Consider the following 14366-nt stretch of genomic DNA (forward strand, 5'->3'; position numbering starts at 1 on the left):
ACCCTCGCAACCGAAGGAGCCCGCCGTGGCATCGGCAACCCCTCCCCAACCGTCCCTGGACACCGGGGACCTGACGGTCACCCGGCTGCTGCGCCGCAACGCCCGCGCCTACCCCGGCCGCCCCGCGCTGACCGGCGGCACCGGCCCCGACGCCACCACCTGGACCTGGTCGCGGCTGCGCGCCGAGACCGCCGCGCTCGCCCACGGCCTGGCCGGGGTCGGTCTGGCCCGCGGCGAGCGGGTGCTGATCGCGATGTCCAAGCGGCCCGAGCACTGGGTCGCCGACCTCGCCGCCGTCCACCTCGGCGCGCTGGCCTGCACCCCCTACGACACGCTGAGCACCGAACAGCTGCGCTTCGTGGCCCGGCACAGCGCGGCCACGGTGGTGGTCCTGGAGGGCGCGGAGCAACTGCGGCGCTGGAAGCCAGTGCTGACGGAAATGCAGGGCCTGCGCGCGGTCGTGCTGGTGGAGCCGGCCGAGGTCCCCGCGGGTGACCCGCGCTACGTCACGTACGCCGAGCTGACCCGCGAACTGCCCGACGAGCGCGCCTTCGACGAGCTGACCGACGCCGCGACTCCCGACACGCCGCTGACCGTCGTCTACACCTCGGGCACCACCGGCGATCCCAAGGGCGTGGTGCTCTCGCACCGCAACGTGATCCACGAGTCGATGATGCAGGACCGTCTCGTCCCGGTGCCCCCGCACCCGCGCACCATCGCCCACCTGCCGCTGGCGCACATCGCCGAGCGGGTGCTGGGCATCTACATGCCGATCTGCAACGCGGGCCACGTCACCATCTGCGACGACCCGGCGCAGCTGGCGTCCGCGCTGCGGGTGGTGCGCCCGCACGCGCTCTTCGGGGTGCCGCGGGTGTGGGAGAAGCTGGCGGTCGCGGCGCGCGCCCGGCTCGCGGAGCTGCCGCCCGGGGAGGCCGCGGCGGTCGACGAGGCGCGGGAGACCGCCGTCGAGGTGTACCGGCTGCGGTCGGCCGGGCGGGCCGTGCCGAACGAACTTGCTTCCCAGTATGAAAAGTTGGACGATGTCGTGCTGCAGCCGATCCGAGCCGCCATCGGGCTCGACGACTGTCACCGCGCCCTCAGCGGCGCGGCGCCCATTCCCACCGCCGTGCTCGAGTTCCTGGCCGGTCTCGGGCTGTCCGTGTACGAGGTGTGGGGGCTCAGCGAAACCACCGGAGCCGCCACCGTCAGCACGCCGGAGGTCTTCGCGCTGGGCGCGGTGGGCCGTCCGGGGCCCGGTGTCGAGGTCCGGACCGGCGCCGACGGCGAGCTGTTCCTCCGGGGCCCCGTGGTGTGCGCAGGCTACCTGCGCGCCGACGGCGGCCTCGACCCCGCCACCGACGCCGACGGCTGGCTGCCCACGGGCGACGTCGGCGCCGTGGACGACCGCGGCCTGGTCACCATCACCGACCGGAAGAAGGAGCTGATCATCACCGCCGGTGGCAAGAACATCGCCCCGACGAGACTGGAATCCCTGCTGCGCGCCCACCCGTTGATCGGCCAGGCCGCCGCCATCGGCGACCGCCGGCGGTACGTCACCGCGCTGCTCGTCCTGGACGAGGACGCCCTGCCCACCTGGGCACGGGCCAACGGGGTCGACGCGGCGGGGCTGACCGACCCGGCCCGCCACCCGGCCGTCCGGGCCGCCCTCGACCAGGCCGTCGCCGAGGCCAACGCCGTCCTCGCCCGGGTCGAACAGATCAAGAAGTACCGCCTGCTGCCCGGCCCGTGGACGCCGGAGAGCGGCGAGCTGACGCCGAAGCTCAGCCTGCGCCGGACGGCGATAGCCGAGCTGCACGCGGACGCCATCGAGTCGATGTACGGCACGGACCGACCCGACCCCGCCCACCCCGACCATCCGCGCACGCGACCGGCCGAGCACCCGATCACCTGACCACCCGTCCGACCCCGACCCTTCCTTCCCCGCGTCCCAGTACCCCGACTCTCGATAAGGAGCCACCCCTGTGTCCGACGGGATCCGTCCCCACAACAGGGTCGCCCTACTCGCCGTGACCTGCATCGGGCAGTTCATGGTCCTCCTCAACAACACCATCACCAGCGCGGCGCTGCCGGACATGCAGAAGCGCCTGGACACGACCCTGACCGGGCTGCAGTGGATCGTGAACGCCTACGTGCTCGCGGTGGCGATGCTGCTGCTGGCCGGCGGCGTCTTCGCGGACCGCTTCGGCGGCAAGCGCATCTTCCTGGGCGGCATGGCGGTGTTCACGCTCGCCTCGCTGGCGTGCTGCCTGTCCGCCTCGGTGGGCTGGCTGCTGGCCGCCCGCATCCTGCAGGGCATCGGGGCCGCCGCGCTCAGCCCCGCCAGCCTCGCGCTGCTCGCCTCCGGCTACCCCGTCCCCGGGGACCGGGTGAAGGCGATCGGCCAGTGGGCCACGTTCAGCGGCATCGGCCTCGCGGTCGGGCCGGCGGCCGGCGGCCTGCTGGTCCAGGCCTTCGACTGGCGGGCCATCTTCCTGATCAACATCCCGATCGGCGTGGTGACGCTGATCGTGGGGGCGCGCATCCTGCCGGACCAGCGCAACCCCGAGGCGCCCCCGCTCGACGTGCCCGGCCAGGTGCTGGCGCTCCTGGTCGTCGGCACGCTGGCCTTCGGCCTCACCGAGGCCGGTGACAAGGGCTGGACGGCGCCGCTGATCCTGTCCTGCTTCGCCGCGACGGTCGTCCTGCTGGTGCTGTTCCTGGTCGTCGAGGCCCGGTCGGCCAGGCCGATGCTGCCGCTGCGCCTGTTCCGGCTCCGGCTGTTCACCGTCTCCAACGGGGCGATGATCGTGGTCGGCTTCGGCCTGATGGGCTCGGGTTTCTTCTTCACCCAGTTCTTCGCCACCGTCCAGGGCCACTCGGTGCTGCGCTCGGCGATGGAGACGCTGCCGTGCACGCTCGCGATGGTGGTGTGCAGCCCGTACGCCGCCCGGATCGCCGCGCGGTTCGGCTTCCGCAGCGTCGTCACCGTGGGTCTGGTCCTGGCCGGGGCCGGGCTGGTGACGATGGCCGCCGTGCACACCGACACGCCGTACCCGAACGTGTGGTGGCGCCTGGCGGTCACCGGGGTCGGCTTCGGCCTCACCATGTCCCCGCTGACCGGGGCGGCCATCTCCTCGGTCAGTGCCCAGGAGGGCGGCCTCGCCTCCGGGATCAGCAGCACCACGCGCCAGATCGGCGCGGTCTTCGGGGTCGCGGTGCTCGGCGCCATCGTGCGCACCCGCCAGGAGCACGGCGCCTCCTACAGCAGCGGCCTGAACACCGCGTTCCTCACCGCCGGGGTCGTCACCCTGGTGAGCGCCGTGTTCACCGCCCTGTGGCTGGTGCGGCAGCAGGCCCCCGCGGCCGTCGCCCCGCAGACCGCCCCGACGGCCGTTCCCCGGCCCGAGGGCGAACCGGTCCTGACCGACTGACCCCGATCGGAGCAGGAGGGTGGCCGCCCCGGCCGGGGCGGCCACCCTCGCACGACCCGAGGCCCCACCCTCGTACAGGAGAAGGAGATCATGCCCCTTCCGACGTCCCAGCCCTCCCAGTCCTCGCAGTCCTCCCAGCCCTCGCCGGGCCTCACCGTGGCCCTGGCGGTCCGCAAGGACATCCACCGCTACGGGCTCGAAGGGATGCTGCACTCCTTGGAGTCGATCGCGAGCATTTTCAGCTACCCGACCGTCGCCGACGCCGCGGCGGCGGCCCCGAGGCTCTCGCCGGACCTGCTGCTCACCTCCGCCGCCGAACTGGCGGAGGCCCCGGACGCGGCGCCGGCCCGGCGGCTGCGCGACCACGACGTGCGCCTGGTGGTCCTGGTCGGCCCGGAGGAGCGGATGACCCCGTCCTGGGCCCCGCACGTGCACGGCTTCGTGGACCGGTCGGCCCTGCACCTCAGCCTGCTGCGGGAGGCGGTCTCCGACGTGTCCGCCGGGCGCTTCCACGTGTCGGCGAGCCTGGCGCGGCGCCTGCTGGTGCCCGCCGACCCCGGCCCCGCCGTCGCGCTGACGGCGCGGGAGACCCAGGTCCTGGAACTGGTCGCGGGCGGCCTCAGCAACAAGCAGGCCGCCCGCTCACTGGGCATCTCCGAGAACGGCGTCAAGCGGCTGATGGGGAACATCCTCGCCAAGCTCAACAGCCCCAACCGCACCCTCGCCGTGGTCAGGGCGATGGAACTCGGTCTGCTGGCGAAGCCGGCAGCAGCGTGACCAGCTCGCGCTTGAGGACCTTGCCGCTGGGGCCGAGCGGCAGCCGCTCGACGAACTCCACCCGGCGCGGCCGCTTGTAGCCGGTCAACTCCCGGCGGGCCAACTCGTCCAGTTCCCCGACCAGTTCGGCGTCCGTGCCGAAGCCGTCCCGGCGCACCACGACGGCGCAGACCTGCTCGCCGCGGGCCGGATCCGGGACACCCACCACCGCGATCTGCTCGACGCCCGGGTGGCGCAGCAGCACGTCCTCGACCTCGCGCGGGTAGACGTTGTAGCCGCCCTGGATGATCACGTCCTTCTTCCGGTCCACCAGCGTGAGGTAGCCGTCCGGCGCCAGGCGCCCGAGGTCCCCGGACCGGAACCAGCCGTCCACCAGCACCTCGGCGGTGGCCTTCGGCAGGCCGAGGTACCCGGCCATCACGTTGTGGCCCCGGACCACGACCTCGCCCACCTCGCCCACGGGCAGCAGCTCCACCCGGCCCTCCAGGTCGGCGCGGGCCACGGCCACCTCGACACCGGTGACCGGCAGCCCGACGGTGCCGGGCCGCGGCGGCGTTCCCGGGTGGTTGTACGAGACGCAGGGCGAGGTCTCGGTCAGGCCGTACCCCTCGTACACCTCGCAGCCGAGGACCTCCCGGACCCGCGTCAGGACGGGTACGGCCAGGGCGGATCCGCCGCTGTAGGCGCGCCGCAGCCGGTGCGCGGGCGTGCCCGCGGCCACCGCCTCCAGCAGCGCGTGGTACATGGTCGGCACGCCCATGAAGACGGTGCAGCCGTGGCGCGCCATCTCCTGGAGGGCCTGCTCGGCCGCGAACCGGGGCGCCAGGACGAGGGTGGCGCCGGCCAGGAAGCAGGTGCCCATCACGCAGACCTGCCCGAAGGTGTGCGACAGCGGCAGGCACCCGTAGAGCACGTCGTCGTCCTGGACCCCGAACGGGGAGACGGCGGTCACCTCGATGTTGGTGACGACGTTGCGGTGGGTGAGCATCGCGCCCTTGGGGCGGCCGGTGGTGCCCGAGGTGTAGAGGATCGCCGCCAGGTCGTCCGGGGCGACCGCCACGTGCCCGGCGACCGGCTGCCCGGAGTGGGGGGCGTCGAGGTCGATCCCGCCGGAGCGGTCGTCCGCCACGGTGAACAGCTCGATCCCGGCGGCCGAGGCGGCCGGCCCGCCCTGCCCGACGACGGTGCCCTCGCAGACCAGGGCGCGCGCGTCGCAGTCCTTGAGCACGAACTCCACCTCGGCGGTGCGGGACTGCGCGTTCATCGGCACCACGACCGCGCCCAGGGCGAGGACCCCGTAGTACGCGGCGGGGAAGCGGGGGGAGTTGGGCAGGAGCAGGACCACCCGGTCGCCGGGGCCGACGCCGTGCCGGCGCAGGACCGCGGCGTAGTGGCGGGCCCGGTCCCACAGCTGCCCGTAGGTGACGACGGTGTCGCCCTGGACCAGGGCCGGACGGTCCGGCCGCCGTGCCGCCGTGTCGGCGAGCACGGCGGCCAGGGAGCGGGTCACACAAGCTCCTTCGCGGTGGTGTGCCCGGCCGCGCGGTCGGACGCGGTGGCGATCCCGAGCTCCTGCCAGATGCCCGCCAGGGCCTGGGCGAACTTCTCCACGTCGGCCTCCGTGTGGGTCGCCGACGGGGCGATCCGCAGCAGTTCCTCGCCGGCGCGGACGCTGGGGGCGTTGATGGCCTGGACGTACAGCTTGTGCCGGTCCAGGAGGAGCGCCGAGGCCTCCTTGCACAGGGCGTCGTCGCCGACCAGCGCCGAGACGATGTGCGAGTCGGTCGACAGGAAGGGCACGTCGGCCTCCTGGAGCAGCCGGTGCAGCAGCTGGGCGTTGCGGGCCAGGCTCTCCCGCTCGGCGTCGGAGCCGCGCAGGTGGCGCACGGCGGCCAGGGCGCCGGCCGCGGTCGCGGGCGGCAGCGAGGTGGTGAAGACGAAGGCGCGCGACATCGTGCGCACCGCGTCGACCAGGTCCTGCGGCCCGGCGATGTAACCGCCGGCGGTGCCCAGGCCCTTGGCGAGGGTGCCCATGATGACGTCGAACCGGTGGGCGATGCCCTCGCGGGCGGCGATGCCCGAGCCCTCCGGGCCGTACATGCCGATGGCGTGCACCTCGTCGAGGAAGGTGGTCGCGCCGTACTGCTCGGCCAGGTCGGCGATCTCGGCGAGCGGCGCCACGTCACCGGACATGGAGTACACCGACTCCAGCACGATCAGCTTGGGCGCCTCCGGGTCGGTCGCCGCGAGGAGTTCGGCCAGGTGCGCGACGTCGTTGTGGCGGAAGATGCGCTTCTGGGCGCCGCTGCGCCGCAGGCCGTCGATCATCGACGCGTGGTTCAGCTCGTCGGAGAAGACCACGGTGCCCTTGGGGTTGCCCGCGATCACCGCGAGCGCGCCGTCGTTGGCGGTGTAGCCGGAGGCGAAGAGCAGCGCCGCGTCCTTGCCGTGCCAGTCCGCGAGTTCGCGCTCCAGCTCCACGTGGCGGTGGTTGGTGCCGCCGATGTTGCGGGAGCCGCCGGAGCCGGCGCCGAACCGGGCCACGGCGTCGTGGACGGCGGCCAGGACGGAGGGGTGCTGCCCCATCCCGAGGTAGTCGTTGCTGCACCAGACGGTGATCTCGTTGTCCTCGTCGGCGGTGCGGGCGATCGCGCTGGGGAAGTTGCCCGCGCGGCGGCCGATCTCCAGGAAGGTGCGGGTGCGGCGCTGCTCCTCGGTGAGCTGCTGGGTGAAGTAGTCGAGGTGCCGGGGCATGGGAGTTCCTCTCGTTCGACACGACGTGCGAAATGGCTTGATCGGTACGGAAGTTCGGGTTGACGCGGGGCCTCAGGCGGTGGCGGCGGCGCTGTACTCGCGCAGCCGCGCCTTGTCGGGCTTGCCGGTCGGGTTCATGGGGAGTTCGTCGAGCACCAGGACCCGCTCGGGGGCCAGGGCCGGGGAGAGGTCGGCGCTGATGTGCTTGCGCACCGCCTCGGGTTCGACGAGCGTGCCGGGGCGGCAGGTCAGGGCGGCGTGGAGGTGCTCGGTGCCGTCGGCGTCGCGCACGCCGTAGACGGCCGCGAGGGCGACGCCGGGGACGGTCAGCAGCTCGCGCTCGACCACGGCCGGGTAGATCTTGACCCCGTCGACCTTGACCACGTCGGAGACCCGGTCGAGCAGGTGGAGGTGGCCGCGGTCGTCGCGGTAGCCGATGTCGCCGGTGCGGTACCAGCCGTCCCGCAGCACACCGGCGTCCAGGGCCGGGTCGAGGTAGCCGTCCATGAGCTGCGGGGAGCGCATCCGGATCTCACCGACCTGGCCGTCGGCCAGCGGCACCCCGGTGTCCGGGTCGCGCACCTCCAGCTCGACCTCGGGGAAGACCCGGCCGACGGTGGCGGCCAGGGCGGGGTCGGCGTGCCCGGCCGGGTCGAGGTAGCTGATCCGGCCGCTCTCCGTGGTGCCGTAGAGCTGCAGCAGGATCGGGCCGAACACCTCGTGCGCGACGGCGAGGCGGCTGGGCGCCGCCGACGTCCCGCTGTAGCTCAGGCTCCGCAGGCCGGCCAGTCCGGCCGACCAGGCGTCGCGGTGCCCCAGGTCGTCGATGTGGTCGAGCAGCCGGTACAGCTGGGTGGTGGCCATGAAGGTGCGGGTGACGCGGTGCTCGATCACGGCGCGCACCACCTGCGGCGCGTCGAACTCCGGCAGCAGCACGACGCTGCCGCCCACCGCCAGGGCGCCGTCGACCAGGAGGCCGGCGCTGTGGCTCAGCGGGGTGCTGAACAGGGCCGTGATCTCGGCGGCCTCCGCGGGGGTGTCGACCGCGATCCGCACGGTGCCCTCCCAGGACCGCAGCGACTTGCGGATCCCCTTGGGGCGGCCGGTGCTGCCGCTGGTGAACATGATGACCGCCAGGTCGTCGGGCTCCCCGCGCTCCGGGGCGACGGCCCCGGGGTCGTCGGTGGGCGCCGTCCCGGCGGACCCGTCCTGTCCGGGGCCGACCAGCACCGCCCCGGACCGCTCGGCCAGTTCGGCGGCCCGCGCCGCGCTGGTCCGGTCGGCGTACAGCACGGCCGCGCCCGTGTCCCGCACGATGCCGAGCTGGTCGGTGAGCGGCAGCATCGCCGTGCTGGTGCCCGGGTTGGTGGAGCGCAGGTAGCAGATCGCGGCGCCGGCCAGGTGGGCGGCGTGCCGCACGCTGAGCATGTCCGGGCTGTTGGGCGCGGTGAGCACGGCGACCACCGTGCCGCGCCCGACGCCGTTCGCCCGCAGGGTGCGGTAGGTGCCGGTGACGGCCCGCAGGTAGTCGGCCGCGGTCAGCTCCGTACCCGGGTAGCGCAGCACCACCTTGTCGGGGTGCTCCGCCAGCGCCTCCAGTACCTCGGGCACGTAGCCGCCCGCGTCCGACCACCAGGCTCTGCCCGCAGTCACCATGCCGCCCTCTCCTCACCGCCCCGCCGAACCCGGCGGTCAGCCGTTGACCTGACACCTGGAGTCTTCTGGTCGTGAACGGAGCGGAACAGGCGTGTTCGGGCACGTCGACGGTGCGCCCGGACCGGCTGCACCACGGGGGTACCCGAACGGGTAGGCCACCCGGTAGCGGCGGCCGCGCTGCCCGTCGGGAGCTCCCCGGGACCGGGGGAGTGGACGAATGTGAACAGTCTGTGCCGTCGATCACGGAGGGGGGAGCGGCGCAGAACTGCTGACCTGCAACGATCTGGTGGGCGGATGGATCGATTCGGGAATCGTGCTTGATCGCCGCTCCCGGACGGCGCAGGATCGATCCCGGCAAGGCACCGAGTCGTGCCGTGACACGGGGGATTGAGCGGGCCGTCTCTTCTCGGCTCCGAGCGATTTTTTCTCACTTTCCTGACGGGATATCCGATGGGCGGCTTCGGGCCGCTCGTTCCCATGTCACGACCGCACCGGTTTTTCCCACTACACCGATGTTGCGGGGGAAGTGTGTTGCAACAGCCTTACTCATATCGGTACAGAGCCCTGGTGGAGCCCGACTGGCGGAGGATCCCCGGCTGGCGCGAGGTGACCGAGCAGGAGTGGCACGATCCGCAGTGGCAGCGGGTGCACTGCGTGAAGAACGTCCGCCAGCTCAGGTCGGTCTACGGCGACCTGCTGTCCGAGGAGTTCTACCTCGACGTGGAGCGCGACCAGGCGGAGCGGGCGACCATGTCGCTGCTGCTGCCGCCGTACGTGCTCAGCATGATGGTGCCCCACTCCGAGCCGGACGCCGAGAGCATGTACGCGGACCCGGTGCGCCGGCACATGCTGCCGGTGTTCTCCGACCGGGACCCCGAGTGGCCCTCGCACCCGTATGCCTCGCGGGACTCGCTGCACGAGGCGGAGATGTGGGTGGTCGAGGGCCTGACCCACCGTTACCCCACCAAGGTGCTGGCCGAGTTGGTCTCCACCTGCCCCCAGTACTGCGGGCACTGCACCCGGATGGACCTGGTCGGCAACTCGACGCCGCAGATCCTCAAGTTGAAGTTCACGGTCAAGCAGGCCGACCGCCACGACGCGATGCTGGACTACCTGCGCCGGACGCCGACCGTCCGCGACGTGGTGGTCTCCGGCGGCGACGTGGCCAACGTGCCGTGGCCGCGGCTGGAGTCCTTCGTCTCGGCGCTGCTGGAGCTGGACCACATCCGGGACATCCGGCTGGCCTCCAAGGCGCTGATGGACCTGCCGCAGCACTGGCTCAGCGACGACGCCCAGCGCACCATGGGCCGGCTGGCCGCCACCGCGCGCGAGCGCGGCGTCAGCCTGGCCGTGCACACCCACACCAACTCCGCGCAGCAGGTGACCCCGCTGAACGCGCGGGCCGCCCGGAGCATGCTCGACCTGGGCGTGCGCGACGTGCGCAACCAGGGCGTCATGCTGCGCGGGGTCAACGACACCCCCGAGTCGCTGCTCGACCTGTGCTTCGCGCTGCTCGACGGCGCCGGCGTGATGCCGTACTACTTCTACCTCTGCGACATGATCCCGAACGCCGAGCACTGGCGCCTCGCCCTGTGGGAGACCCAGGCGTTGCAGCAGTCGGTCATGGGGTACCTGCCGGGCTTCGCCACGCCCCGGCTGGTCTGCGACGTGCCGTTCGTCGGCAAGCGCTGGGTGCACCAGACCGAGCACTACGACCGCGAGCGCGGCATCTCGTACTGGTCCAAGAACTACGTCACCTCCCTGGAGCAGGACGACCCGTACGCGCTCGCCAAGTCGTACGAGTACTACGACCCGATCCAGACCCTCGGCGAGGCGGGGCGCGAGTGGTGGCGCTCCCACGTCGCAGTGTCGGAAACCGTCCCGAGCACCAGGAGCTCCCATGAGTGACCTCAGCCCCATCGCGCCGCTCTCGGTACGGCAGAAGTTCCTGGTCGATCCCGACCTGGGGGCCGGCAACTTCCTGCAGTACGCCCTCAAGTACAACCCGAACACCGACGTGCCGCTGGTCTACAGCCACCGGACGGACGAGCGCGGGCAGGTGGCGCTGCGCGGGTACAGCCTGCGCGAACTGGAGGCCATCCGCGACCAGTACGCCCGCTGGTACTGGGCGAACGGCGTGCGCCCCGGCGATCCGGTCGCGCTCTACATCGCCGAGGGCCTCCAGCCGATCCTGCACTTCCTGGCGCTCACCGCGCTCGGTGCCGTCCCGGCGCTGGTCAACGACGCGATGCCGATCGCGACGGCCAAGCGCTACCTGGACCACGTCGGCGTGGTCGGCCTGGTCGCGGACGACCCGCGGCTGATCTCGGCGGCCTACAAGCCCGGTCAGCCGCGGCCCCGGTTCATCGTGCCGTCCGCGGAGATCCGCGCGCACGACCCCGAGTCGGGCACGCTCCCGGACGTCTACCCGTACCGGCACGCCGCCGAGGACGTGGTGGGGCTGATCCACTCCTCCGGCACCACCGGCACCCCCAAGTCCACCATGGTGGCCCACCGCCAGTTCTGGGTCGGCAAGGAGACGCGCATGGTGCGCTTCCCGGCCGAGCCGTACGACCGGCTGCTGTCGCTGATGCCGCACACCCACGCCGGCGGTCTCAGCTACCTGCTCACCACGATCCTGCTGGGCCTGCCCACCCTGACCATGGGCGACTGGCGGCGCACCGCGGTGGAGCCGGTGATGAAGGCCTTCCAGCCCACCATGGTCGCCTCCTTCGCCCGCACCTTCGTCGAACTCGCCACCGGCGAGGCGCCGGTGGAGGCCGCCGCCAAGGTGCACACCTGGTTCAACACCGGCGACTCGGCGCACTTCGGCCACATCCGCCGGCTGGTGCGGCTCGGCGAGCGCCCCTCCGGCCTGATCCAGCCCTGGCTGCTCCCCGAGGGCGACGCCGGCCAGGCGGTGCTGCCCGGCTCCCGGTTCGTCGACGGGCTGGGCTCCTCCGAGATGGGCATGGCGCTGTTCGGCCAGGTCACCACCCCGGAGACGCCCCGCGACGACCGCTGCGTCGGCCTGCCGGTCGAGGTGGTCGAGCACGCCGCCGTCCTGGACGACGACGGCAACGAGGTGCCGGACGGCACGGTCGGCTACCTCGCGGTCAAGACCCCGTCCCGCACCCCGGGTTACTGGAACGACCCGGAGCTGACCAGCAGCTTCGAGCTGGCCGGCTACTGGCTGACCGGTGACATCGCCCGCCGCACCGAGGACGGCCGGTTCTACCACCTGGACCGCACGGTCGACGTGATCAACACCGCCGCGGGCCCGGTCTACAGCCTCCCGCTGGAGGAGGTGCTGATCGCCGACTGCGAGGACCTGGTGATGGACTGTTCGGTCATCGGCGTGCCCGGCGCGCTCGGCGACGGCCAGCAGCCGATCGCCGTGGTCCGGCTCCAGGAGGGCGCGGTCGGCACCGACCCGGCCAAGATCCTCGACGCGGCGAACAAGGCCATGGCGGCGGCGGGCCTCGCCGAGCTGGCCGCGGTCTTCGTGGCCGAGCAGGAGGGCGACTTCCCGACCGGCCCCACCGGCAAGGTGCTCAAGCGCGAGCTGCGCACCCGCTACGCCACCGCGCTGACGGCCGACGCCGCCCAGCAGTAGTCCGGCTCCACCTCCACTCCTTCACGGCTACCAGGAAGAGCTATGTCAGGAGAGAAGCAGACACGTGCGATCGGCGTCATCGGCGCCGGTCCCCGGGGCCTCTCCGTCGTGGAACGGTTAACCGTCAACGCGACGGAGGGCGGCCACCCGGTCGTGATCCACGTGGTGGATCCGTACGTCGGCAGCGGCGGCCGGGTCTGGGACGTCACGCAGCCGACCGAACTGCTGATGAACACGGTGGCGTCGCAGGTCACCATGTTCACCGACCCGAGCGTCACCTGCGAAGGCCCGATACGTCCGGGACCGAGCCTGTACGAGTGGGCGAAGCTGGACATCGAGCTGGAGCCCCTCGAGTACCCGGAGTGGGTGAGCAAGGAGGCCGCGGAGCTCGGCCCGGACTCCTACCCCTCCCGGGCCTTCTACGGCCACTACCTGGTCTGGGTGCTCGACCGCCTGATCAGCACGGCCCCCGACCACGTCTCGATCCGGCTGCACCGCAACACCGCGGTGAGCCTGACCGAGGCCGAGGACGGTTCGCAGATCGTCACCCTGGACGACGGCAGCGGACTGCTGCTGGACAGCGTCGTCCTGGCCCAGGGGCACCTGGACATGCCGCCGAGCGCCGGCGAACTGGGCCTGGACGGCTACGCCCGGGCGCAGGGCCTCGGCTACCTGCCGCCGGCCAACCCGGCCGAGGCCGACCTGGACTTCGTCGCCCCGGGCCAGCCGGTCGCGCTGCGGGGACTGGGGCTCAACTTCTTCGACTACCTGACGCTGCTGACCACCGGCCGCGGCGGCACCTTCGTCCGGGAGGGCGAGCGGCTGCGCTACCGCCCGTCCGGACGGGAGCCGTTGATGTACGCCGGCTCCCGGCGCGGCATCCCGTACCACGCGCGCGGCGAGAACCAGAAGGGCGCCTTCGGCCGCCACTGGCCCAACTCCCGCACCATGGAACGGATCAACGTGCTGCGCGAGCAGCGCCGGCTGGGCGCGGAGGTCGAGTTCACCCGGCACATCTGGCCGCTGGTCGACCGCGAGGTCACCGGGGTCTACTACCACGCGCTGATCTCCGAGCGGCGCGGCGGCGAGCAGGCCGACGCCTTCCTGCGGGAGTACGGCGACCGGCTGCCGGGCGCGGACGACGAGGAGCTGCTCGGCCGGTTCGGCCTCGGGCCGGCCGACCGCTGGGACTGGGACGCGATCGCCCGGCCGTACGGGGACCGCAAGTTCCTCAGCCGGGTCGAGTTCCAGGAATGGCTGCTCGGCCACCTGCGGCAGGACCTGGTGGAGGCCCGGCGCGGCAACGTCAGCGGGGCGCTGAAAGCGGCCCTGGACGTCATGCGCGACCTGCGCAACGAAGTCCGCCTGCTGGTGGACCACGCCGGGATCACCGGCGAGTCCTACCGCGACGAGCTGCAGTCCTGGTACACCCCGCTCAACGCCTACGTCTCGATCGGTCCGCCGCCCAGACGGATCGAGGAGCTGATCGCCCTGGTCGAGGCGGGCGTGGTGACCATGCTGGCCCCCGGCATGCGGGTCACGCCCGCACCGGCGGGGGCCGGGTTCACCGTCGACTCCACGTCCGTTCCCGGCGGGGAGGTCGAGGTGACCGCGCTGATCGAGGCGCGGCTGCCCGAGGTCGACATCCGCACCACCGAGGACCCGCTGGTCCGCAACCTGCTGGACCGCCGGGCCTGCCGGCCGTACCTGATCCCCACCGGCACCGACGGGCACGTCGAGACCGGCGGGCTGACGGTCACCGAGCGCCCGTACCGGCTGGTCGACGCGGCGGGCCGGGTGCACCCGTACCGCTACGCCTTCGGGGTGCCGACCGAGACGGTGCACTGGGCGACCGCGGCCGGGATCCGGCCCGGGGTCGACTCGGTGATCCTCGGCGACGCCGACGCGATCGCCCGGGCGTGCCTGTCGGCCGAACCGGGCCAGCGCTCGCCGTCGGCGGCGCGGGTGCGGGTCACCCTCTGAGTACCCGGCCGCACCGCACCACCCGGTGGCCCCGGCCGCCGGTCGTACCGACGAGTCCCTTGAGAAAGTCCTGAGTTGAACCATCCAGAAGGAGGACCGCGCAGTGCCCGATCAGACCGCGTCCGATTCGACCGTCCGCCGACCGAGCG

Annotated in this window: 9 protein-coding genes; 6 read left to right on the plus strand and 3 right to left on the minus strand. The window is 72.6% G+C overall.

What is annotated here, in order from left to right:
* Window positions 1-25: 25 nt before the first annotated feature.
* The 3 genes from ACZ58X_RS28830 to ACZ58X_RS28840 all read left to right on the plus strand — a co-directional run bounded on the left by ACZ58X_RS28830 (window position 26) and on the right by ACZ58X_RS28840 (window position 4208).
* Entirely contained in the window at window positions 26-1912 is a 1887-nt protein-coding gene (locus tag ACZ58X_RS28830; RefSeq protein WP_470336507.1) for an AMP-dependent synthetase/ligase, read from the plus strand.
* A gap of 70 nt (window positions 1913-1982) precedes the next feature.
* The gene (locus ACZ58X_RS28835; RefSeq protein WP_470336508.1) at window positions 1983-3431 is read left to right on the plus strand and encodes an MFS transporter; all 1449 of its coding nucleotides are present in this window, start codon (window positions 1983-1985) and stop codon (window positions 3429-3431) included.
* Between the two features lie 90 nt (window positions 3432-3521).
* On the plus strand, window positions 3522-4208 hold the full coding sequence (locus ACZ58X_RS28840) for a helix-turn-helix transcriptional regulator (RefSeq protein WP_470336509.1): 687 nt from the start codon (window positions 3522-3524) through the stop codon (window positions 4206-4208).
* Here the strand turns inward: ACZ58X_RS28840 and ACZ58X_RS28845 are convergent.
* The 3 genes from ACZ58X_RS28845 to ACZ58X_RS28855 form a co-directional block, all read right to left on the minus strand.
* Window positions 4162-5718, minus strand: a complete 1557-nt coding sequence (locus ACZ58X_RS28845; RefSeq protein WP_470336510.1) for a long-chain-fatty-acid--CoA ligase — start codon at window positions 5716-5718, stop codon at window positions 4162-4164. The genes ACZ58X_RS28840 and ACZ58X_RS28845 overlap by 47 nt on opposite strands.
* Window positions 5715-6962: a 5-aminolevulinate synthase gene (gene hemA / locus ACZ58X_RS28850; protein ID WP_470336511.1), complete on the minus strand. Its 1248-nt coding sequence runs from the start codon at window positions 6960-6962 to the stop codon at window positions 5715-5717. Before hemA ends, ACZ58X_RS28845 begins: the two co-directional genes overlap by 4 nt.
* Window positions 6963-7034: 72 nt before the next feature.
* Complete coding sequence (locus ACZ58X_RS28855) at window positions 7035-8618, minus strand: class I adenylate-forming enzyme family protein (protein WP_470336512.1); 1584 nt, start codon at window positions 8616-8618, stop codon at window positions 7035-7037.
* 567 nt (window positions 8619-9185) lie between these two features.
* On the opposite strand from ACZ58X_RS28855, the gene ACZ58X_RS28860 reads away from it, so the two are divergent.
* Genes ACZ58X_RS28860 through ACZ58X_RS28870 form a run of 3 tightly spaced genes read left to right on the plus strand, consistent with a single transcriptional unit; the run spans window position 9186 to window position 14217 of the window.
* Window positions 9186-10526, plus strand: coding sequence for a KamA family radical SAM protein (locus tag ACZ58X_RS28860; protein WP_470336513.1), 1341 nt, complete (start codon window positions 9186-9188; stop codon window positions 10524-10526).
* A complete protein-coding gene (locus ACZ58X_RS28865) occupies window positions 10519-12234 on the plus strand; it encodes a class I adenylate-forming enzyme family protein (RefSeq protein ID WP_470336514.1) in 1716 nt (571 codons plus the stop codon). The genes ACZ58X_RS28860 and ACZ58X_RS28865 overlap by 8 nt, the downstream gene beginning before the upstream one ends.
* A 42-nt stretch (window positions 12235-12276) precedes the next feature.
* Window positions 12277-14217, plus strand: coding sequence for an FAD/NAD(P)-binding protein (locus tag ACZ58X_RS28870; RefSeq protein WP_470336515.1), 1941 nt, complete (start codon window positions 12277-12279; stop codon window positions 14215-14217).
* Window positions 14218-14366 lie beyond the last annotated feature (149 nt).

The sequence above is a fragment of the Kitasatospora sp. NPDC040550 genome, from assembly GCF_055594965.1.

What these genes read in the sequence shown, in the direction of transcription:
- ACZ58X_RS28855 (WP_470336512.1), bottom strand. Translation starts at nt 8,618, where the DNA reads ATGGTGACTGCGGGCAGAGCCTGGTGGTCGGACGCGGGCGGCTACGTG.
- ACZ58X_RS28840 (WP_470336509.1), top strand. Translation starts at nt 3,522, where the DNA reads ATGCCCCTTCCGACGTCCCAGCCCTCCCAGTCCTCGCAGTCCTCCCAG.
- ACZ58X_RS28865 (WP_470336514.1), top strand. Translation starts at nt 10,519, where the DNA reads ATGAGTGACCTCAGCCCCATCGCGCCGCTCTCGGTACGGCAGAAGTTC.
- hemA (WP_470336511.1), bottom strand. Translation starts at nt 6,962, where the DNA reads ATGCCCCGGCACCTCGACTACTTCACCCAGCAGCTCACCGAGGAGCAG.
- ACZ58X_RS28870 (WP_470336515.1), top strand. Translation starts at nt 12,277, where the DNA reads ATGTCAGGAGAGAAGCAGACACGTGCGATCGGCGTCATCGGCGCCGGT.